Below are 21,909 nucleotides of genomic sequence, written 5' to 3'. Positions count from 1 at the left end.
GCGCACTTTGTGCGCCATTTTTTTTGCCCCTTAAAAGCGCCCCGCTCGTCTGTAAGATACTTATCCGACATAACCTTACCATTTAGCGGCTAAACGCCGTAGCAAGGCTGCCATGCGCCATATTGGGCACTCGTCGTGTTTGTCTTACATGATTGATTTAAATAATTCAGGCGGGAACTGAGAAAAAACAGACTTTACCATGACTGGCATGCAGCCATGGTAAAGGTAGGGCTGAAACTTAGTTGGCTGCGGAGTAAACCGGGCCTGGTTGAACAAGCTTAGGAATAGGCTGTTCAGACGGTTGTAGCTCTTCGACCTGCGGTTGACTCTGAGGTGCAACATCCGCTGGTGCTTGCTCTGGGGCTGTTTCGCCAACCGTCACAATCACAGGCATACCAGCACGACGTACCATCGCACTTTGAACGACTTGTGCATCAGTCTGGCTATCATCGATAAACTTCTGCAGGCTGCTGCTGATGGCAATTGGCATTGTTTGCGGGTCATCACTGTCTACGCGAGACAATGGCTGATGAACTTCCACATAACGTTTACCATCTGGCTCAACTGAGTATTTAACTGGTTCATTGATGATCTGTACGCGGGTGCCTTTAGGAACAGACTTGAACAGCGCTTCAATATCATCTGGGCGTAAACGAATACAACCGGAACTAACACGCATACCAATACCGAAGTTGGCGTTAGTCCCATGAATCAGATACTCACCCGCGCCGGCGGACAGACGCATGGCAAACAGACCCATAGGGTTTTCAGGACCCGCAGGAACAACACCTGGCAAGGTGACGCCTTGAGCCAAATAATGCTTACGGATGTTCGCTGTTGGTGTCCAAGTTGGATTCGGGATCTTTTGGCTGACAGAAGTTGTCATCGTTGGGGTATTACGCCCTAACTGGCCGATACCGATTGGGTACACGATGACTTTATTCTGGCCTTTCGGGTAATAATAAAGGCGCAGTTCAGCCAAGTTGATCACGATACCCTCACGTGGGGTATCAGGCAGCAACATCTGAGTTGGAATCGTTAATACTGAACCCGGCATTGGCAGATACGGATCAGCACCTGGGTTAGCTTCCAGCATCCCCAGCAAGCCGATCTTGTAGTCGGCAGCAATAGCCTCAAGCGGGCGGCCATCGTTTGGAACAACATAGGTCGTATTTTCGCCAATCAGACGGCTATTGGCTGGTGGTAGAGGATACTCAGTCGCATTGGCCGCGGTGATACTTCCCGCCAGACAAGTTGCGAATAACATACCAATCAAAGTTAATGCACGTTTCATGCTTAGTTCCTACATCACTTCTTCAAATTCGGTTTACACGGCGATACCCAATTAGCCTCAAGTTGCAGGAAAAGCGGCATTCCGCCTCACTTACGTCTGTAAGTGACTCGGTTACACAGATTCTGCCAACACACCTGCAGTTTGAAAGATGACGGGTATTTCTACGTTAATTTTAGCAGCCAATAATAAGGCCACCATATAGTAACAGTCCTTATTATAAAGGCAATTTATATCTCTACAAATCAAGGTGTTACAATGTAATTTATTGTGCTTTATCTGGTCTTGCTGACGATTTAACCTGCTGAAATATCACCATTTTAAGACTGTGACACATGACACAGAAATGTTCAGCTAACGATGAAAAAAGCACAAAATGTTGACGTGACTCATCGCATTGACAAAGCTTCTGCTTTCGCGCGGATAGCACGAATCATGGCTTCCAGACCTTGTGAGCGCGAAGGTGTCAAATGCTGGCTGAGGGCTAAGTCGGCAAAGAAAGGACGAACATCCAAGCTGACTATCTGTTGCGGGGTTAAACCTTGATAGAGGATAAATACAACGGCGACGAGACCTTTAACGATAGCCGCATCACTGTCACCAGCAAAAATCACTTGGCCATCGGCAGTGGTGGTCATCGCTATCCACACTTGACTTTGGCAGCCTGATATCAGGTTCTCTGGTTGACGCTGTTGTTCAGTTAACGGAGATAATTGTGCACCGAGCTCAATCACATACAGGTACTTCTCTTCCCAGTTCAAACAACGGGAAAAGTTACGAATCAACTTCTCTTTATCGGGTAGACCAGCCATAACATGCTTCCTAAATAGGTAAATATACCCTTTTGCATTGACGCGACAAGTTGAGTGACAACCGATTTGTAACGCCAATGAGATGAGGTATAACCCGTTAGATGCGACGCTGCCGCTAACGGTTGAATCTTAGCCCAGCAATTTTTCGATACGCTGTAGCCCTATCACTAGTCGGTCAACTTCTTCATGGGTGTTATACAGCGCCAATGATGCGCGGCACATACTCGGTACCTGATAAAACGCCATTAGTGGCATCGCACAATGGTGACCAGTACGAATTGCAATGCCATATTGGTCAAGAAAACTACCAACATCATAAGCGTGGTGCGGCCCCAAATTAAAAGCGATCACACCTGCTCGGTCGGTTGGGCCATAGAGTGTCAGGCTCGAAATTTTGCTCAATTGTGCTAATGCATACTGCATCAGCGAATGTTCATATTGCTGAATCTGCGCCAAACCCAGCTCATTCACATAGTCAATTGCCGCGCCAAGCCCCATAATCCCTGCCGTATTAGGGGAGCCGGCTTCAAACCGCCAAGGAGCATCAGCAAAGGTAGTACCTTGCGTTAAGCTCACGGTTTTGATCATCGAACCGCCCCCTTCCCATGGCGGCATCTGTTGTAACAATTCACGCTTGCCATACAAGACGCCAATGCCGGATGGGCCATACAGTTTATGTCCAGAGAAGGCATAAAAGTCGCAACCCAATGCCTGCACATCGACCCTTTGATGCATGACGGCCTGCGCGCCATCCACCAGCACCACTAAGCCAGCAGCCTTGGCTTGAGCAACAATCTGTTGGATAGGGTTTACCGTCCCTAGCACATTGGAGACCTGAGTGATCGCCAGCAATCGCGTCGTGTCATCAATCAAATTGTCCAGCGCATCTGGCACCAATTCACCTGTCTCGGTCAAGGGCCAGACGCGAATTTCAACACCGCGATCTTGCGCTACCATCTGCCACGGAACGATATTGGCGTGATGCTCCATTTCAGTAATGATAATACTGTCGCCAGCCTTTAAGAAATGGCGACCATAGCTGTTTGCAACGAGATTGATAGCCTCAGTGGTGCCTTTAACAAAGACAATTTCTTCAACTGACGCAGCATGAATGAAGTCAGCCACTTGGCTACGTACCGCTTCCATCTGCTGCGTCGCATCAGCACTCAGCGTATGGATACCACGATGAACAGCCGCGTAACCATCACGGTAGAAGTTAACTTCCCTATCGATAACCACTTGTGGTTTCTGCGCACTGGCTGCGCTATCCAGATAGGCTAACGGTTGCCCGTTAACCTGACGACTGAGTAAGGGAAAATCCGCTCTAACACGATCGATAGGAAAACTCATCGCGACTCCCCTGCTAACCTTTCAGCGATACGTGCTAGCACTACTTTACGGATAGTTTCGTTGTGAATGGCTTCCGTTAACTCTGCCGCAAACGCAAAAATAATCATCTGTTGTGCATCGTCTTGATGGATGCCACGCGATTGCAGATAAAACAGTTGCTCGGCATCGATACGCCCGACCGTTGCACCGTGGCTGCATTTCACATCATCGGCATAAATTTCCAACTGGGGCTTGGTATCCACCTCTGCTAATTGACTGAGTAGCAGATTATTGTTGGTCATCTGACCATCCGTTTTCAGCGCATGCTGGGCGACTTTTATCATGCCATTAAAAATAGCTTTACCCCGTTCGCGCACGATGGTTTTGTGCAATTGGCGACTTTCACAATACCCTTTGTTGTGCTCTAGATAAGTGCGGGTATCACAGATTTCACGCCCTATCGGTAGCAGCAGGCTATTGATAGATAGCGTTGCGCCTTCACCATTCAATTGAGCACTGGTGTTATGACGCGTCAAACCTGCGCCAAGTAAGAAACAGTCGCTGCGTACTCGCGCGTCACGGCTGAGCACTAAATCATTATGTGCAAAGTGGTAGCTTTGAGGTGTCTCAAACGCCAGTTTGTAATGACTCAACTGCGCATTATCACCCACGCTAATCGTGAGCCGAGCACCGGTATAATGTGGCTGTTCATTGAGGCTGACAAAATGCTCAATGACATCTGCCTGAGCATTAGTTTCAATGGACAAATGATGGCGATAATGACTGGTATTCACTTCATCGCCATCTTTACCTGAACTGATATGCAGCAGATACAGTGGCTTATCGCTCTGTTTCCCTGCGGGCAAGCGAATATGCAAACTTTCTTGCGCCAAACTCTCAGTCAGATGAAGAAAGACTTCTGATCGTATAGCGTCTGGGAATTGCGCGTCCTCTGTGACGTGAGTAAGCTGATAAGGGCCACAATCACCATCACTGAGTGAAGGGGTATATCGGCCATCAATGAAAACTAGCCGATGTGCATCTTGCACCAATGACAACGCATCTCGCTGAGCAGCAGTCACGTTTGGTGCATCCGCGAAACTAAAGCGATGAGCTAAGAGTGTTGCTAGCGGCGTATATTTCCAATCTTCATGTTTAACGCTCGGAAAACCTAATGCCAGCACTTGTTGCCAATGTGCCGATGCCTCTTCCCCCTGACCACTTTGGCGCTGCTTAAACAGCACACCAAACTGCTTCAGGGCATCAACACGTTGCTGTTCCAGGATACGTTGTTGTTCTGGAATAAATGGTTGTTCTGGAATAAATGGTTGCCCAGGAACAGATCGCTGCTTCGGCGAAGATTGCGGATCTAATGTTTTACTGTTGGTCGGTAAGCCAGCCATAGCCTTGCTCCTCCAACTGTTTTACTAGCGTGAAATCACCCGATTTAATGATTCGGCCTTGGTACAGCACATGCACGAAATCAGGTTTTACGTAGTCAAGGATGCGCTGATAGTGCGTCACAATAATAAATGCGCGATCTTCATTACGCAGTGAATTCACACCGTTTGCGACAATTTTCAGTGCATCGATATCCAGACCAGAATCTGTTTCATCCAGAATACATAAAGAGGGTTCTAGCGCAGCCATCTGCAAGATATCATTGCGTTTCTTCTCACCACCCGAAAAACCCACATTAACCGAGCGCGTCAGAAGATCTGCTGGCATTTTGAGTAACTCAATCTTCTCTTCGATAAAGTCAGAGAAATCAAAACGATCTAAAGGCTCTTGCTGGCGATATTTTCGCACTGCATTAACGGCGGTTTGCAGGAAGAAATGATTACTGACCCCAGGAATCTCTACCGGATATTGGAAGGCCAAAAATACGCCTTCGCCCGCACGGTCTTCCGGTGCCAACTCCAACAGATCTTTGCCATTAAAGGTGACACTCCCCTCGGTAACTTCATACTCTTCACGCCCAGCCAATGCCGCTGATAAGGTGCTTTTCCCCGAGCCATTTGGCCCCATGATGGCATGCACTTCACCGGGTTTGATCTCCAGATTCAAACCTTTCAGAATCTCGTTACCTTCAACACTGACTTTCAAATTCTTAATGCTTAACATAGGTTTCCTTGGTGCGCAAAACGCTGCAAGTACGTGTTCAACTCATGCTTAACCAACACTGTGTTCCAGACTTATCGCCAATAACTTCTGCGCTTCGACGGCAAACTCCAAGGGTAATTCAGAGAATACATCCTTACAGAAGCCATTAACGATCATGGAGATAGCGTCATCTTCGCTGATCCCCCGCTGCAAGCAATAAAACAGTTGGTCATCGCCAATTTTTGAGGTGGTCGCTTCATGTTCCAATTGTGCCGAATTATTGCGCACTTCGACGTACGGAAACGTATGTGCGCCGGAGTCAGGACCAATGAGCATCGAATCACATTGCGTGAAATTGCGGGCGTTATCCGCGCCGGGCAAAATTTTCACTAAACCACGATAGGTATTTTGGCTATGACCCGCTGAAATCCCTTTGGCAATAATGGTTGATTTGGTGTTTTTGCCAATGTGAATCATTTTGGTGCCCGTATCGGCTTGCTGATTGCCGTTGGTGAGCGCCACTGAGAAGAACTCGCCAATGGAGTTATCGCCCTGCAAAATGACACTCGGATATTTCCACGTAATCGCTGAGCCAGTCTCGGATTGAGTCCAAGACATCTTCGAACCCGCGCCTTCACAGAGCGCGCGCTTAGTAACGAAGTTCAAAATGCCACCCGTGCTTTCCGTACCAGCAAACCAGTTTTGGACGGTGGAGTATTTCACTTCAGCATTTTTATGCAAAATCACTTCTACCACGGCGGCATGCAACTGGTAAGTATCACGTACTGGCGCTGAACAGCCTTCGATGTAGCTGACATAACTGTCTTCGTCGGCGATTAAAATCGTGCGCTCAAACTGGCCTGTTTTAGCCGCGTTGATTCTAAAGTAAGTGGACAATTCCATTGGGCAACGCACCCCTTTGGGCACGTAAACAAAAGTGCCATCAGAAGCGACAGCGGCATTGAGTGCCGCAAAGAAATTATCTTTTGCTGGCACCACAGACCCCAGATACTTGCGCACTAAATCCGGATATTCCTGGATGGCTTCCCCGAATGAGCAGAAAATAATCCCTTGTTCGGCTAGTTTGCCGCGATAGGTCGTTGCGACTGATACGGAATCAAAAATGGCATCGACCGCCACCTCTGCCCCTTCACGTACTGGCACCCCAAGCTGAGCAAATGCAGACTCGACTTCTGCCGTCAGGTATTCATTCTCGCTGCTTTGAGGTTCGTTATGCGCGGCAACCCCCGATGACTGCTGCACTGCACCTGGTTGTGAATCACAGCTATCATCGCAACTGCCACAAGATGGCGCGGAGTAATAGCTATAATCTTGGTAATCCAAGCTCTTATAATGTGCTTTTAACCAGTGTGGCTCTTCCATCTCTAGCCAGCTACGATAGGCCCCGAGGCGAAATTCCAGCATCCATTCAGGTTCATTGCGCTTCGCAGAGATAGCACGGATCACATCTTCATTGATGCCTTTGGCCAGTTCATCTGTCGCTAACTGGGTAAAAAAGCCTTCTTTGTAACGACCATCGCTGACCCAAGCCTGCACATCATCAGGAACTTCAACATTGCTTCGTGTCATTTCGTTTACATCGCTCAAACGCCAAAACTCTCGCCACACCCACAGGAATGCTGAGCTTTAGGATTATTAAATTTGAAGATCTGGTTTAGCCCTTCGCGGACATAATCCACCTCGGTACCATCGATAAATGGCATCGCTTTGAGTGGCACATAAAGTCTGGCATTACCATGCTCAAAAACCAGGCAGTCATTGGCGGGTTCTTTCGCCATATCCATCACGTAGGCAAACCCTGCGCAACCTGATTGCTTGACCCCGAGTTGCAACCCCTTAACTTGAGGATCTTGCTGCATGAGCCGCGTAATTTGCGCCGCTGCGCTGTCCGTGATGGTGACGCCTTGCCAGACATTATCGTCGAGTGAAAAAGTGCCGACTGATTCCTGTTGCATATGCCCTACCTCATATTTCTCAATCACCCAATGATGTTGGATGCAGTCCATTTCAGGTTAAAGATTTGCTGGCTGATTATGAGTGAACCAACACAGAATGTTCACAATGGTAGTGATAATAATTATCACTTCAACCGTTTGTTTTGCAGGGATATTAAGAAAAGTGCCGTTTTAACCTTGAAAGAGGCGGCAACGAAAGGAACATGCTGCGATGGCCGAAGAGGTCTAGCGGAACAAGTGCACTTTTATCACGCTGAAATTAATCAATAAATTTCGCAGCGATGCTCATATCCCTTGCTATATCAAAGGCTAATCGCAGTCAGCCTTTGCGTTTTTAAACATTCATAGAAAATACCTATTTCTAAATTAATTTTAGCTGAAAACACCTCTGGGGGAAACCTATCAGAGTGATTCGATGTATTTATCGAATTGATATCCCCTCAAACGATCACCGGTCGAAGTATTAACAGTGCCGAATCGCCAAGCATTGAAAGCACAATGAACCTCAAAGCATTCAAGCGATAAGAACGGGATATTTTGAGTGGCTCAAGGCCATTATGGCCCTGAGCGAGGTCGCGGTAGAAATCGAGGAATGATGGATACTAAGGTTAGCGCGTCAGTACTGCGGTCGTTAAGCGAGAGGTACAACACAGGTAGTCCTGCTCATCGTAAATCTCTATTTGCCATACCTGATGGCTACGGCCCACATGGATCGCGCGGCAACAACCACGCACTTTGCCAGAACGCACCGCTTTCAAGTGGTTAGCGTTAATTTCTAACCCAACAATCTGCTGGCCCTCAATGGTGCACAAGTAGCCCGCCATCGAACCGAGCGATTCTGCCAGCACCACAGATGCCCCGCCATGTAAAAGACCAAAAGGCTGAGTCGTCCGGTGATCAACTGGCATCGTCGCCTCCAGTTCGTCATCGGAGAACCGAGTAAACTCAATACCCAGGTGCCCTAGCATACAGTCTTGGCTTTGTTGGTTGAGTTGTTCGAGTGTGGCCGTTCGTTTCCAAAGCATTCATCCTCCCCTTCCTAATTGAAGTTGCAGCGGTGTTAGCTACTTTCTCTCACCCGCATCACTGACCAGCGTCAGCTCAGCGGGATTCGTTCATTTGCTGCCTACCTGCAACTCCAATTAGTTTGGGGTATCCCTTCCTGTTGAAGTTGCAGCGGTGTTAGCTACTTTCTCTCACCCGCATCACTGACCAGCGTCAGCTCAGCGGGATTCGCGGCTTTATTACAGCGCGTTAAACTAATTCGAGTAAAGCCTGTAACGGATGCCGCAACCCATTACCCTCAATACGTTTGACCTGACTGCGGCACGAATACCCAGTAGCTAAACAACGTTTACCCGGCAGCTTTTGCAGTGCTTGCTGCCAAGACAATGCGTAGATACCCAGCGAGTTATCAATGTTCTTCGCTTCATGACCATAAGTGCCCGCCATGCCACAGCAACCCACACTGACATTTTCTAGCTTCGCACCATAGCGGGAAAAGATCGATGCCCAATGTTGGCTACTGGCTGGCAACGCGGTGCTTTCAGTGCAATGACCAAACAAGTACCAAGACTCACCACTCATCTGCTGTTCTGGTTGTTCGGCCAATGCCACCTGTAGCCATTCATGCACCAATTGCACATTAAAATTACCACGGGCATCGCCCAAAATTTCTTTATACTCATCGCGATAACAAAGCACCAGCGCGGGATCTACCCCGACCATTGGCATGCCCAATAACGCGACACGATTTAGAAAATCAGCCGTCTTACGCGCAGTTTTGGCAAAGCGTTGTAGGAAGCCTTTAATATGCTGTGCCTTGCCATTGGGCGAAAAAGGTAACAGCACAGGATTAAAGCCTAGCTTTTCTACCAGCCGAACAAAGTCGGCAACCACTTGCGCATCATAATAACTGGTGAAAGGATCTTGTACGATCAACACGTGCTGACGCCGTTCAGACTCAGGCAATTTTTCCAACTGTTCCAACGTCATGGTACTGGCATAGTGACCCGATAATGATTGCTTCAGTGAAGGGCTGGACAGCATGGGTAAATCTACCATCCCGATACTCTTGCGGCTTAACGCCCCCACCCACGGTTGTTTCAAGAAGAAATTAAAGACTTTCGGTGTCTTCGCCATTAATGGTGCGTAGCTCTCGACGCCAGCCACCACATAATCACGCAGCGGTCGATGATAACGAGTGTGATACAACTGAAGAAAACGCGAGCGGAACCCTGGTACATCAATTTTTATCGGGCACTGTGTCGAACAGGCTTTGCAGGCCAGACAGCCCGACATCGCCTCTTTAACTTCATGGGAAAAATCATAATCCCCTTTGCTGGCATGCCACGTATTACGGGTTTTATCAATTAGACCCCGCAAGCTAGGCCGTTTAGTAGCAAGGCCTTGCTCCAACGCCACGGGGTCAACCCCTTGTTCGGAAAGTAATCTTAACCACTCCCGAACCAGTGCGGCACGGCCTTTGGGGGAATGAATGCGATCACCGGTAATCTTCATTGACGGGCACATCGGGCTACGGGCGTCAAAGTTAAAACACAGCCCATTACCATTACATTCCATTGCGCCACGAAATGACGTTCTTATCTCTAACGGAATACGACGATCCAGCGTGCCACGCTTATCGGCGGTATCCACTTTCATCATCGGAGCATCACTGGCTAATGGTGAGCAAATTTTCCCAGGATTCAAACGATTATCGGGGTCAAAAGCAGACTTGATACGTCTTAATTCGCTATACAGCTCTTCGCCGAAGAAATCAGGGCTATATTCTGCGCGGAAGCCTTTACCGTGTTCCCCCCACAGCAAGCCACCATAACGCGCCGTCAGTTGCACCACTTCATCGGATATCTGTTTCATCAGCATTTCTTGCTGCGGATCGCACATATCTAACGCCGGACGCACATGCAATACACCTGCATCCACGTGTCCAAACATGCCATATGTCAGGTTATGGCTATCCAGCAATTGGCGAAACTCAACGATATAATCAGCTAAATGTTGCGGCGGTACACAGGTATCTTCCGCAAATGGGATCGGTTTGGCCTGCCCTTTGCTGTTTCCTAACAGACCTACCGCTTTTTTGCGCATCGCATAAATACGCTCAATCCCTGCCAACTCACTGCAAATCTGATAACCAATCACCCCACCTTCTTTAGCAGAGATCAAATCATCCAAACGCTGACAAAGTGATTCCATTTGTCCGTCGATCAGAGCCTTATCATCACCCGCGAACTCAACAATATTCAGCCCTAACATCTCTTGGTTCGGCACATCAGTAATCAACTCATTGACCGAGTGCCAAACAATGTCTTCTTTCGCCAGATTGAGAACTTTAGAGTCCACGGTTTCCACTGACAACGCTTTAGCTTCGACCATAAATGGCGCATTGCGTAGTGCAGAATCAAAAGAGTCATACTTCACATTGACCAAACGACGCACTTTAGGCAGTGGCGTAATGTCCAATATGGCTTCAGTAATAAAGGCCAATGTCCCTTCAGCACCCGTTAAGATGCGTGTTAAGTCAAAGGTTTGCAGATCATCACTGAACACATGACGCAAATCATAACCGGTTAGAAAACGGTTTAGTTTGGGGAATTTCTCCAGAATCAGTTCACGCTGATCACGACATCGATTGAGCACAGTCTGGTAGATTCTCCCCGCGACAGAATCCTCCTGAGCAATCGTTTCCGCTAATTCTGTCGGCATGGCGCGGGTGTCCAGCATCTCACCACCGAGTAAAATAGCCCGCAAGCCCAGCACGTGATCGGAAGTTTTGCCGTACACCAAAGACCCCTGCCCAGAGGCATCGGTATTAATCATGCCCCCCAAGGTGGCGCGATTACTGGTCGACAATTCTGGCGAGAAGAAATAGCCAAATGGCCGCAGATATTGATTGAGCTGATCTTTAATCACGCCAGCTTCAACCCGCACCCAGCCTTGCTCCACATTGATCTCGATAATACGATTCATATGGCGCGACATATCCACCACGATGCCGGTGTTCAACGCCTGACCATTAGTGCCAGTGCCACCACCGCGCGGTGTAAAGACCAACGACTTGAAACTTTCTTGCCCAGATAAGCGGCCAATCAAGGCCACATCTGCCGTCGAACGAGGGAAAACAACGGCATCGGGCAGCAGTTGATAAATGCTGTTATCCGTCGCCATCGTCAGGCGATCGGCATAATTCGTGGCAGTATCGCCGGTAAATCCGTTTTGCTTCAAAGCATCCAAAAAATCCAGCACCAACTGAACGACACCCGGCGCTTGAGAAATATGTGGGATCATTAGTGTGACCCTATCTATAGGTATGTGTGTTTGTTGTTCCGCTCAAAGATTATCTGTTCGTGATCACCTTTGTCGAATAATTTATGCCAATTCAGCATGATGGGAAAGTGATGACGAGAGGCCAAGGATAAATACGACAACAACCCATTGAGTTTCAAAATTTTATATTGCATCAATAATAGCCATACCTGATAGAAAGTGGATTTTTTCAGAGTGACCTCGACCTCCGGATATTGATGACTTTATGGATGCCATTTTTTTCCTAAAATCATAAGTAAAATTAAGTGGTGTCTGTTAAAAGTTGAAGAAATACACCATGATTAGGGCTGAAATAGTCTTTTCGATACAGAAATAAATCGTGCCATGGCCACCTTGCCATGACTTTCGAAGTGAGAACCCACTGATGAACTACCCGCAGCAACGTCGTTTCGATTTACCTAGACTGATGTTTGGGGTGATTTTCATTATGATAATGATCATCGCCAGTTTTTGGGTGGTACAGCCTTTTATTATGGGCTTTGCTTGGGCTGGCATGGTAGCGATTGCTACTTGGCCACTGTTGGTTCGGTTGCAAAAACTCCTCTGGGGTAAACGATGGCTCGCAGTGGTCATCATGAGTCTACTGCTGATTCTGCTCTTTGTTATTCCCCTCGCGCTATTGGTCAGTAGCTTGGTGGAAAATAGCGGTCCACTTATCCAATGGGCATCTAGCCCTTCTAATTTACGCATGCCGGATGTCACTTGGTTGCAGTCGGTCCCGATGGTGGGAGATAAACTGTACAGCACTTGGCATACACTCATTGCTGGCGGCGGCAATGTATTAATCGCCAAAGCTCAACCTTATATCGGTGCAGCCGCGACTTGGTTGGTGGCCCAAGCTGCTCATGTTGGTTATTTTTTAATTCATCTGGCATTAATGGTGCTGTTTAGCATTTTACTTTATATCCATGGTGAGCAAGTTGGTTTGGCTATCCGCCATTTCGCCGTTCGCGCCGCAGACAAACGAGGGGATGCCGTCGTGGTATTGGCCGCGAAAGCCATTCGAGCCGTCGCGTTAGGTGTGGTAGTTACGGCGCTAGTGCAAGCAATATTGGGAGGGATTGGTCTAGCCATTGCGGGTATTCAATACGCTACCCTCTTAACGGTGCTCATGTTTATCTGTTGTGTCGCGCAGCTTGGCCCCCTGTTGATACTGGTCCCCGCAATTATTTGGTTGTACTGGACCGGTGATACGACTTGGGGCACGGTATTGTTGGTATGGAGTTGTATCGTCGGGACCATGGATAACTTCTTGCGGCCATATCTTATCCGTATGGAAGCCGATATGCCGATGATCCTCATCCTCTCAGGTGTCATTGGCGGCTTACTTTCATTTGGTATGATCGGGTTATTTATCGGCCCCGTCGTATTGGCTATCTCTTACCGCCTCACGGCAGCTTGGGTCAGTGAAGCCCCTGAACCAGAAGAGAGCCTTAAAGAAGTTGCCAAGCATTTGGACGAACTTTAATTTTTATGGGGGCGTATTATGCTACTCCCCCTCTAATATCCAGCACCATTCGCTATTATATTAAGTCACCGCTTCGCTAATTCCCGCTTTCTTATTCCAAACCGCCAATAGCCATAATATTAAATAAGTTAATTATTAATAACACTCCGAAATCACTTCATCATGAAGTATTTGTTTTATCTATCTTATTCAGATGATTCTTAATGACTAATTCATGGGATTTTCATATTATTATTATGAGATATCGCTTTCCCCAAGGCGTTTAAATAAATCATAGCACGATGCTTTATTTAAATATCTGTAATCGAATATACGTATTGCTGTGTGTAGTCTTTGCCTGTCACCTAAGACGGGCTTTTTTTTTATTACAATGTTTTCAATTCTCATTATCGTTAATCCTACCAAGTTAATTATCCTACTAGCGTTATTTTCAATTGACTTGTATTAGATACAGATAAAAAATCCGCAGCTTGGACTGCGGATCATTAGTGTTAGATAACGGATAGCACAGTGATTAATCAGTGCTTCGTTTGTTGCGGCTTAGTTTGTTGCGCCAAACTCAACCACGTTTGCACGACGGTATCAGGGTTAAGGGATAAACTGTCAATCCCTTGCTCCATCAACCATAACGCAAAGTCTTCATGGTCCGACGGGCCTTGGCCGCAGATACCGACATATTTATCTTGTCGTTTTGCCGCCTGAATCGCCATTGATAACAGAGCCTTGACTGCCTCATTACGTTCATCAAACAACTCAGATACCACGCCTGAATCGCGATCTAGCCCCAACGTCAGTTGAGTCATATCGTTTGAGCCAATTGAAAAACCATCAAAATGCGCTAAGAACTGGTCGGCTAACAGCGCATTAGACGGAATTTCGCACATCATAATGAGCTTCAAACCATTTTCACCACGTTTCAGCCCTTGGCGCGCTAATTCAGCCACAACAGCCTCTGCCTGCGCCACAGTACGAACAAATGGCACCATCACTTCGACGTTGGTCAACCCCATCACATTGCGCACCCGTTTAACGGCTTCGCACTCCAGCGCGAAACAATCGCGGAAACTGTCTGCGACATAACGCCCTGCGCCACGGAAGCCCAACATCGGATTCTCTTCATGGGGTTCATAGGCTTCACCGCCCACGAGATTTGCGTACTCGTTAGACTTGAAATCTGACAAACGCACAATCACACGTTTAGGCCAGAATGCCGCCCCTAACGTTGAAATTCCTTCTGTCAGACGGCCCACATAAAACTCAACCGGATCGTCATAGCCATTCATTAACGTTTTGATTTCAGTCTGAATGGCTGGTTCTTGCTTGTCGAACTCAAGCAGCGCTTTCGGGTGCACACCAATCATACGGTTGATAATAAATTCCAAACGCGCCAAACCTACGCCCTCATTCGGCAAGCGGGCAAAGTCAAACGCGCGGTCTGGATTACCAACGTTCATCATTATTTTGAGGGGTAAATCTGGCAGCTCAGTGACCTGCGAGCTTTGAATTGAGAAGTCGAGTAACTCGTGATACACGTAGCCCGTATCCCCTTCAGCGCAGGAAACCGTGACATTCTGCCCCTCTTTCAGCAAGTCTGTGGCATTGCCACAACCCACAACAGCAGGAATGCCTAACTCACGGGCAATAATTGCCGCATGGCAGGTACGACCGCCACGGTTAGTAACAATGGCCGCTGCTTTTTTCATGATCGGTTCCCAATCAGGGTCAGTCATGTCCGTCACCAGCACATCACCAACCTGAATGCGATCCATCTCACTGATATCATGAATGACCTTAACTGGCCCAGCCCCAATACGGTGGCCTATTGCTCGCCCTTCGACCAACACATTGCTGTGATGATTCAACTGGTAACGTTCCATCACTTGCTCGTTGGAACGCACCGTTTCGGGACGCGCCTGCACAATATACAGTTTGCCATTATGACCATCTTTGGCCCACTCGATGTCCATCGGGCGACCATAATGCTCTTCGATCAACAATGCCTGCCGCGCCAGTGCTTCGACTTCATCGTCGCTAAGAGCGAAACGATTGCGTTGCGCCTCTGGTACGTCTTCTATCTGTACCTGCTTACCATGCTCCTGGCTATCGGCATAGACCATGCGAATCTTTTTCGATCCCATATTTCGGCGCACAATTGCAGGCTTATTATTGCGCAATGTCGGTTTGTGGACGTAGAACTCATCTGGGTTTACTGCCCCCTGCACCACCATTTCGCCTAAACCATGTGCCGCGGTGATAAATACCACCTGATCAAAACCTGACTCAGTATCAATGGTAAACATCACACCGGAAGAAGCGAGGTCTGAGCGCACCATGCGTTGTACACCCGCAGATAGCGCCACGCCACGGTGGTCGTAACCCTGATGCACACGATAAGAGATGGCACGGTCGTTAAACAGTGAAGCGAAAACATGCTTGATGGCAATCATCACCGCATCAATTCCCTGCACATTAAGGAAGGTTTCTTGCTGACCCGCAAAAGAAGCATCCGGCATATCTTCGGCGGTTGCCGATGAGCGCACAGCGAAAGACGCCTCTGGTTCACCGTCGGCTAACTGCTGATAGGCTTGATGTATGGATTGTTCGAATTCAGGATGGAATGGCGTCTCAATGACCCATTGACGAATCTGTGCGCCGGCTTTGGCTAATGCCGCGATATCATCAACGTCAGTTTGGTCCAACAGTTGATAGATACGTTGGTTAACACCGCTTTGCTCCAGAAAGTCATTAAACGCCTGAGCGGTTGTGGCAAAACCATTGGGTACCGAAACACCCAGTTCAGAAAGGTTGGTTATCATTTCACCCAGGGAGGCATTCTTGCCGCCAACCCGATCAACATCTTGCATGCCAAGCTGGTTGTACCAAAGCACATTACACAGGTTTAGGCCGTTGTTGGACATCGAAACAATCCTTTTTACATTGTTTATAGTGACGATACCGTCTGTAGGGGACAAATCGTGATTACCGCAGCTGATAAATCAGCAACACCCAATGTCATTGACGTGGCAGGTAGGCAGCAAACAAACGAATCCCGATGAACACCTATTCAATAGGGCCAACGGCAGTAAGTGATTCGGGTGAGTGCGTGCCGCTAACACCCCTGCAGCGTCAAGGACGAAGGATATGTTTTAGACTAGCATAATCATCCATACCCCATGGACAGGTGAATCGATCAAGCCAACAAGAAAAGTTATTTTTGGGTGATTTTGGCAGCAAACACTTTACCGTGTTGCCGAATAAGGCACACTGATTGCGCTAAACTTGCACAATGATGGTCTTTTAAGGAAGGTCATTTATCCCAACAGCAAAATATCGAGGAGTCCGCGTGGAGAGAAGTGTGTTTTATATTTCGGATGGGACAGCTATTACCGCAGAAGTTCTGGGGCATGCCGTTTTGTCACAATTTCCGGTTAAAGCCACCACCTTTACGTTGCCATTTGTTGAAAGTGCGGCCAGAGCACAAGAGGTTTGCCAAAAAATTAATGATATTTACCAACAAACCGGCGTCAGACCACTGGTGTTTTATTCGATAATCAGCCCTGATGTGCGGGAACTCATTCAGCGCAGTGAGGGGTTTTGCCAAGATATCGTGCAGGCCTTAGTTGCACCACTCCAGAGTGAACTCGGTGTCTCACCACAACCGGTACTTAATCGCACCCATGGTTTAACCGAAAGTAATCTCAGCAAATATGATGCCCGGATAGCCGCTATCGATTATGCCCTGGCCCACGATGATGGCATTTCTTTACGTAATCTCGACCAAGCACAGGTGATTTTATTGGGTGTTTCTCGCTGCGGTAAAACCCCCACCAGCCTCTATTTAGCCATGCAATTTGGTATTCGTGCCGCCAACTATCCATTTATCGCCGATGATATGGATAATTTGCAACTTCCTGCCGCACTAAAACCCTTTCAGCACAAATTATTTGGCCTGACGATTAACCCTGAGCGTCTGGCAGCTATTCGCGAAGAACGACGAGAAAATAGCCGTTACGCATCACTGCGCCAATGCCGGATGGAAGTGGGCGAAGTAGAGGCATTATTTCGCAAAAATCAGATTCGCTATCTGAATTCTACCAACTACTCTGTCGAAGAGATCTCTACCAAAATTTTGGATATTTTGGGGCTAAGCCGCCGGATGTTCTGATTGATTATTTGCCAAATTTATTATTTACGATTTATTTTATAAAAATTCGTATTAATAGCAGGAAGGCGGTTGAATTCATCGAGTTTTGGTTTATTGTGATCGCCATCACTTCCCGGTATTCCTGCCGCAGAGAAGAACAGATTTAGAGACTTTCCATGCACAAAACAGATGAACTGCGGACCGCGCGCATCGACAGCTTAGTTACGCCATTACAACTGGCGGAAAAGTTGCCGATCTCTGAGGCCATTGCAGATAACGTGACAGCGTCACGTAAACGGATCGAGAAAATACTCACCGGTGAAGATCCACGCCTGTTAGTCGTCGTTGGCCCTTGTTCGATTCATGACCTTGATGCTGCTATTGATTATGCTACTCGCTTGAATGTATTGCGTGAGCGTTATCAAGACAGCCTCGAAATCGTTATGCGCACCTACTTCGAGAAACCTCGCACCGTGGTGGGCTGGAAAGGACTGATTTCTGACCCTGCTCTTGATGGTTCTTGTCAGGTCAATCTTGGTATTGAGATGGCACGTCGCTTGTTGCTGGCAGTTAATGAAATTGGGCTACCGACCGCAACTGAATTCTTGGATATGGTGACCGGTCAGTACATCGCCGACCTGATCAGTTGGGGCGCAATTGGTGCGCGGACCACTGAAAGCCAAATTCACCGAGAAATGGCCTCTGCGCTCTCTTGCCCTGTCGGCTTCAAAAATGGCACTGACGGCAATACTCGCATTGCCATTGATGCTATCCGCGCCGCTCAAGCCAGCCATATGTTTTTATCGCCGGATAAAAATGGCCAAATGACAATTTACCAAACTAGCGGGAATCCTCACGGGCACATCATTATGCGTGGCGGTAAAACCCCTAACTATGGCGCATCAGATATCGCAGCCGCTTGTGACAGCTTACGTGAGTTTGATTTGCCAGAGCACTTGGTGGTGGATTTCAGCCACGGTAATTGCCAGAAAATGCACCGTCGCCAACTGGAAGTTGCTGCCGATGTCGGTCAGCAGATCCGCAACGGCTCAACCGCTATCGTCGGAGTGATGGCCGAAAGCTTCCTGATCGAAGGAACGCAGAAAATCATTGCCGGACAACCGCTGACCTATGGGCAATCTATCACTGACCCATGCCTGAATTGGGCCGATACCGAGCAACTATTGAGCTTACTGGCCGATGCTGTTAGTAGCCGATTTTAACTCGCGCAGTGATAGAGCAGAACAAAAGGCCCAATGGGTCCCTCAATAAGCTTCTGTTCTATCACTGTATTAAGTCATATCACTGCATTTAGTCATCTGAAGTGTGTAGCGTTAGCGAATATTAGCTTGAGCAAGAGATTTCCAGATGCTTTCCCCAATCGGGCGGTAAAGCAGCAAGGTCATCAAACTCAGGTTGATCTTTGAAAGGTTGCTGCAACGCCTGATGTAAACGCTGTAATGGCTGTATATCCTCTTTTTCAGCGTGCTCAATCGCGTGCTGAGCCAAATAATTGCGCAATATATACTTTGGATTCACGGCTTTCATGAGCAACTGACGCTGAGCATCCTCTGCCGATTCTTGTTTCAAACGTGAACGATAGCGTTTGTACCAACTGTCAAAGCTAGCTCTATCAACAAAATCATCCCGCAATGGCGATTGCGCCGAATTGACTTCAACCTCGCTCAACAACCGGAACGTGCGTGTATAATCGCGACCTTCTTTGATCATTAAACTCAATAATTCCGTCAACACATCATTATCTTGGTCGGTTTTTTCAGTAAAGCCCAACTTAGCACGCATCTGTTGACCATAAGCGGCCATAAGCTCCGGCTCATATGCCTCTAGTGCCAACTCTAATTGCTGTACTGACATCAAGCCAGACAGCGCTTGACCTAATCGATGCAAGTTCCATAGCGCAACAGCGGGTTGATTATCGAACGCATATCGACCTTGGTGATCGGAATGGTTGCAGATATAACCAGGGACATAGTCATCAAGAAAACCGAATGGGCCATAATCCATAGTGATACCCAGAATCGACATATTATCGGTATTCATCACACCATGGGCAAAACCGACGGTTTGCCAGTGGGCCATTAAACGCGCAGTGCGTTTGACGACGTCGGTAAACCACAATAGATAAACCTCTGATTGCCCTACCCACTGCGGCCAATGGCGAGCAATAACGTAGTCAGCAAGTTGCTTAACCTGCTCAGGTTGTTGCCGATAATAAAAATGCTCGAAATGGCCGAAACGCACATGGCTTTCAGCCACCCGCAATAGCATCGCACCGCGCTCTGGTTGCTCGCGATAAACAGGATGATTACTGGTGACGATGGTCAATGCTCGGGTGGTCGGTATCCCCAAATGGTGCAGGGCTTCTGAGGCCAAAAACTCTCTGACCACAGAACGCAACACGGCGCGGCCATCTCCCATTCGCGAATAGGGGGTTAGACCCGCACCTTTCAAATGCCAATCCATGCTGCGGCCATCACTGAGTTGCTGCTCCCCCAGCAAGATACCGCGTCCATCACCCAACTGGCCCGCCCACATACCAAATTGGTGACCACTGTAGACTTGCGCCAACGGGTCCATACCGGGTAAAACCGCATCGCCCGACCATATAGTCGCTTTGGGGCCACTAAACCAACTGGCATCTAACCCCAGTTCTTGCGCCAATGGCTCACTATGATAGAGCAACCGCGCGCCTTTTAATGGCGTGGGGGTTAGTGGCGTATAAAAACCCTGCAATTGATGTGCATAGCTGTTATTAAATTGTGGGGCATTATCGAACTCGGGCGTGTTATTCGAGCTAGAAATATTATCTGAGGCCATTACCGTAATACCTCCACCAACCAGTGGCGAACTTGCTGTAACTCAGATTGCGACTCAGGGAAATCATCGCTTAATTGTTCACATACAGCGTGAATGGCATCCGGCTGATATGCCACACCTTGCAAGCGTTCTGCCAATGCCTCCAATGGTGCTGGATTCAAACTGTCAGTAAAGATTTGACAGCGATCGATTGCGCCCTGTAATACATCAAAATGTAGCTCAATTCCGCCCCAAGCAAAGCGGGTATCGACCAAATGGCTAAAAGCTGGCGCCTGACCGAAATTCCATGCCCAACTGCTCTGTTTGGCAAATTGCTCAGTGAAACCTGGTAGGTCAGGCAAAGCTTGTGGCGAGATAATTTCTGCGGCGACTGTCTCATCGTAATAATCGAAGAATGACTGTTCAATGGCTGCACAAATTTGCTGGTGGTCGATCCCCGGTAACAGCTCCACTAAGTTGGTGACTCGAGAACGTACCGAGGTAATCCCTTTCGCCTGCAATTTTTTTGGATCGGGATTGAGGTAATCAGCCAAACGGTTGAGATCAGCACTCAGCAATAGTGTGCCATGATGGAAGCCTCGATCTTTGGTTTCTTTATAAGCTGAACCCGACACTTTACGCTCGCCATCTTCTTTGATCACCACGAGGTCATTACGGCCGGAAACCGTTGCTTGAATGCCCAATGAGGACAGTGCATTGAGAATAATTTGAGTGGATATGGTTTTATCGTATTCCGGTTTACCCGCCATAAAGGTAAAACAGGTATTGCCCAAGTCATGAAAGACGGCCCCGCCGCCACTGCTACGACGCGCCAACTTCACGCCATCTTGCTCCATACGCCGAGTATTGCACTCTTTCCACGGATTCTGGGCGCGTCCGATGACCACGGTATTCGCGTTTCTCCACAAAAAAAGTACCCGCTGATCTGGGGACATTTGGCGGAAAATACACTCTTCTACCGCTAAATTAAACCAAGGGTCATAAGAGTCAGAAATGAGTAAGCGAAGGGATGACATAAACGCGGCTCCGAACCAAAATAGGCAGCCACTAAGATAACATAACCCGTGCCGATATCTTCAGGTTCAGCCTATCGATTCAATATCCTACTTAGATACGGCGCGCTTGCCAGTAGACACGTTTCCAGTACACATTTTCTAGCGATGAGCGAATAACGCCTTTACTGGTTGAGGCGTGAATGAATTCATCATTGGTATCGTAAATACCGACATGTAAGCCATTCTGACCACTACCAGTTTTGAAAAAGACTAAATCGCCGGGCATCAACTCATCACGAGAGACTTTCGTCCCGAGTGTGGTTTGCGCCACTGTCGTGCGGGGTAATTGCATATCAAAACGATCGCGGAACGTACGGTAAACAAATCCAGAGCAATCAACGCCGCGCTGATCCAATCCACCATTACGATAAGGCGTGCCTTCCCATTGACGCAGTTGCTCGTTCAGTTTGGCAACCACTACAATAGAATCAGACAAATGACCACTTGGTGTCGGAGCATGGCTGCTACAACCGGCTAGAATCATGCTGACCAGAAAGATCCAGAAACGCATCCGCATCGATATTCCACCAAGGGTAAGGGCTC

The 21,909-nt window shown here is 48.0% G+C and carries 16 protein-coding genes and 1 other RNA gene; 4 read left to right on the top strand and 13 right to left on the bottom strand.

The features are described from left to right. Positions 1–238: 238 nt before the first annotated feature. The 9 genes from BN68_RS04095 to ydiJ form a co-directional block, all read right to left on the bottom strand. Positions 239–1,294, bottom strand: coding sequence for a L,D-transpeptidase family protein (locus BN68_RS04095; protein ID WP_019209882.1), 1,056 nt, complete (start codon positions 1,292–1,294; stop codon positions 239–241). A 386-nt stretch (positions 1,295–1,680) separates the two neighbouring features. Next, on the bottom strand, positions 1,681–2,103 hold the full coding sequence (gene sufE, locus BN68_RS04090) for a cysteine desulfuration protein SufE (RefSeq protein ID WP_019209881.1): 423 nt from the start codon (positions 2,101–2,103) through the stop codon (positions 1,681–1,683). Positions 2,104–2,232: 129 nt separating this feature from the next. Then, positions 2,233–3,453 (bottom strand): cysteine desulfurase SufS, encoded by a 1,221-nt coding sequence (gene sufS, locus BN68_RS04085; RefSeq protein WP_019209880.1) that lies wholly within the window; start codon positions 3,451–3,453, stop codon positions 2,233–2,235. Continuing rightward, on the bottom strand, positions 3,450–4,835 hold the full coding sequence (gene sufD, locus BN68_RS04080; RefSeq protein ID WP_019209879.1) for a Fe-S cluster assembly protein SufD: 1,386 nt from the start codon (positions 4,833–4,835) through the stop codon (positions 3,450–3,452). Before sufD ends, sufS begins: the two co-directional genes overlap by 4 nt. After that, the gene (sufC, locus tag BN68_RS04075) at positions 4,810–5,556 is read right to left on the bottom strand and encodes a Fe-S cluster assembly ATPase SufC (RefSeq protein ID WP_019209878.1); all 747 of its coding nucleotides are present in this window, start codon (positions 5,554–5,556) and stop codon (positions 4,810–4,812) included. The genes sufD and sufC overlap by 26 nt, the downstream gene beginning before the upstream one ends. Positions 5,557–5,604: 48 nt before the next feature. Further along, positions 5,605–7,125 (bottom strand): Fe-S cluster assembly protein SufB, encoded by a 1,521-nt coding sequence (gene sufB, locus BN68_RS04070; protein WP_019209877.1) that lies wholly within the window; start codon positions 7,123–7,125, stop codon positions 5,605–5,607. 14 nt (positions 7,126–7,139) lie between these two features. Then, positions 7,140–7,511, bottom strand: coding sequence for a Fe-S cluster assembly scaffold SufA (sufA, locus tag BN68_RS04065; protein WP_019209876.1), 372 nt, complete (start codon positions 7,509–7,511; stop codon positions 7,140–7,142). Positions 7,512–8,119: 608 nt separating this feature from the next. Continuing rightward, a complete protein-coding gene (locus BN68_RS04055; protein ID WP_019209874.1) occupies positions 8,120–8,536 on the bottom strand; it encodes a hotdog fold thioesterase in 417 nt (138 codons plus the stop codon). A gap of 229 nt (positions 8,537–8,765) precedes the next feature. After that, positions 8,766–11,822: a D-2-hydroxyglutarate dehydrogenase YdiJ gene (ydiJ, locus tag BN68_RS04050; RefSeq protein WP_019209873.1), complete on the bottom strand. Its 3,057-nt coding sequence runs from the start codon at positions 11,820–11,822 to the stop codon at positions 8,766–8,768. Positions 11,823–12,225: 403 nt separating this feature from the next. Here ydiJ and ydiK point away from each other — a divergent pair, with 403 nt between their 5' ends. Both ydiK and rprA read left to right on the top strand, forming a co-directional pair. Beyond that, the gene (gene ydiK / locus BN68_RS04045; protein WP_019209872.1) at positions 12,226–13,329 is read left to right on the top strand and encodes an AI-2E family transporter YdiK; all 1,104 of its coding nucleotides are present in this window, start codon (positions 12,226–12,228) and stop codon (positions 13,327–13,329) included. A 260-nt stretch (positions 13,330–13,589) separates the two neighbouring features. Then, positions 13,590–13,694, top strand: an RNA gene (gene rprA, locus BN68_RS23165) — antisense sRNA RprA. 153 nt (positions 13,695–13,847) lie between these two features. Here rprA and ppsA read toward each other — a convergent pair. Then, on the bottom strand, positions 13,848–16,247 hold the full coding sequence (gene ppsA / locus BN68_RS04040; RefSeq protein WP_019209871.1) for a phosphoenolpyruvate synthase: 2,400 nt from the start codon (positions 16,245–16,247) through the stop codon (positions 13,848–13,850). Between the two features lie 425 nt (positions 16,248–16,672). Between ppsA and ppsR the strand changes: the two genes are divergently transcribed. Together ppsR and BN68_RS04030 are read left to right on the top strand one after the other, a co-directional pair. Beyond that, positions 16,673–17,494 carry a posphoenolpyruvate synthetase regulatory kinase/phosphorylase PpsR gene (ppsR, locus tag BN68_RS04035; RefSeq protein ID WP_042806392.1) on the top strand — a complete coding sequence of 274 codons (822 nt, stop codon included), beginning with the start codon at positions 16,673–16,675 and terminating at the stop codon, positions 17,492–17,494. Between the two features lie 155 nt (positions 17,495–17,649). After that, positions 17,650–18,696, top strand: a complete 1,047-nt coding sequence (locus BN68_RS04030; protein WP_019209869.1) for a 3-deoxy-7-phosphoheptulonate synthase — start codon at positions 17,650–17,652, stop codon at positions 18,694–18,696. A gap of 121 nt (positions 18,697–18,817) precedes the next feature. On the opposite strand, the gene BN68_RS04025 is transcribed toward BN68_RS04030, so the two are convergent. From BN68_RS04025 to BN68_RS04015, 3 genes are all read right to left on the bottom strand, one after another. Further along, the gene (locus BN68_RS04025; protein WP_019209868.1) at positions 18,818–20,311 is read right to left on the bottom strand and encodes a protein adenylyltransferase SelO; all 1,494 of its coding nucleotides are present in this window, start codon (positions 20,309–20,311) and stop codon (positions 18,818–18,820) included. Further along, positions 20,311–21,327, bottom strand: a complete 1,017-nt coding sequence (locus BN68_RS04020) for a lipoate--protein ligase A (protein WP_042806391.1) — start codon at positions 21,325–21,327, stop codon at positions 20,311–20,313. The genes BN68_RS04025 and BN68_RS04020 overlap by 1 nt, the downstream gene beginning before the upstream one ends. 91 nt (positions 21,328–21,418) lie before the next feature. Continuing rightward, positions 21,419–21,883, bottom strand: a complete 465-nt coding sequence (locus tag BN68_RS04015) for an NlpC/P60 family protein (RefSeq protein ID WP_019209866.1) — start codon at positions 21,881–21,883, stop codon at positions 21,419–21,421. Positions 21,884–21,909: the final 26 nt, after the last annotated feature.

The organism is Yersinia massiliensis CCUG 53443, from assembly GCF_000312485.1.
In the GTDB taxonomy this organism is placed as follows: domain Bacteria; phylum Pseudomonadota; class Gammaproteobacteria; order Enterobacterales; family Enterobacteriaceae; genus Yersinia; species Yersinia massiliensis.
This window is presented reverse-complemented; position numbering and strand designations above follow the sequence as displayed.

Excerpts from the sequence above, each read along its gene's own strand:
- BN68_RS04095 (WP_019209882.1), bottom strand. The coding sequence starts at position 1,294 with ATGAAACGTGCATTAACTTTGATTGGTATGTTATTCGCAACTTGTCTG.
- sufE (WP_019209881.1), bottom strand. The coding sequence starts at position 2,103 with ATGGCTGGTCTACCCGATAAAGAGAAGTTGATTCGTAACTTTTCCCGT.
- sufS (WP_019209880.1), bottom strand. The coding sequence starts at position 3,453 with ATGAGTTTTCCTATCGATCGTGTTAGAGCGGATTTTCCCTTACTCAGT.
- sufD (WP_019209879.1), bottom strand. The coding sequence starts at position 4,835 with ATGGCTGGCTTACCGACCAACAGTAAAACATTAGATCCGCAATCTTCG.
- sufC (WP_019209878.1), bottom strand. The coding sequence starts at position 5,556 with ATGTTAAGCATTAAGAATTTGAAAGTCAGTGTTGAAGGTAACGAGATT.
- sufB (WP_019209877.1), bottom strand. The coding sequence starts at position 7,125 with ATGACACGAAGCAATGTTGAAGTTCCTGATGATGTGCAGGCTTGGGTC.
- sufA (WP_019209876.1), bottom strand. The coding sequence starts at position 7,511 with ATGCAACAGGAATCAGTCGGCACTTTTTCACTCGACGATAATGTCTGG.
- BN68_RS04055 (WP_019209874.1), bottom strand. The coding sequence starts at position 8,536 with ATGCTTTGGAAACGAACGGCCACACTCGAACAACTCAACCAACAAAGC.
- ydiJ (WP_019209873.1), bottom strand. The coding sequence starts at position 11,822 with ATGATCCCACATATTTCTCAAGCGCCGGGTGTCGTTCAGTTGGTGCTG.
- ydiK (WP_019209872.1), top strand. The coding sequence starts at position 12,226 with ATGAACTACCCGCAGCAACGTCGTTTCGATTTACCTAGACTGATGTTT.
- ppsA (WP_019209871.1), bottom strand. The coding sequence starts at position 16,247 with ATGTCCAACAACGGCCTAAACCTGTGTAATGTGCTTTGGTACAACCAG.
- BN68_RS04030 (WP_019209869.1), top strand. The coding sequence starts at position 17,650 with ATGCACAAAACAGATGAACTGCGGACCGCGCGCATCGACAGCTTAGTT.
- BN68_RS04025 (WP_019209868.1), bottom strand. The coding sequence starts at position 20,311 with ATGGCCTCAGATAATATTTCTAGCTCGAATAACACGCCCGAGTTCGAT.
- BN68_RS04020 (WP_042806391.1), bottom strand. The coding sequence starts at position 21,327 with ATGTCATCCCTTCGCTTACTCATTTCTGACTCTTATGACCCTTGGTTT.
- BN68_RS04015 (WP_019209866.1), bottom strand. The coding sequence starts at position 21,883 with ATGCGGATGCGTTTCTGGATCTTTCTGGTCAGCATGATTCTAGCCGGT.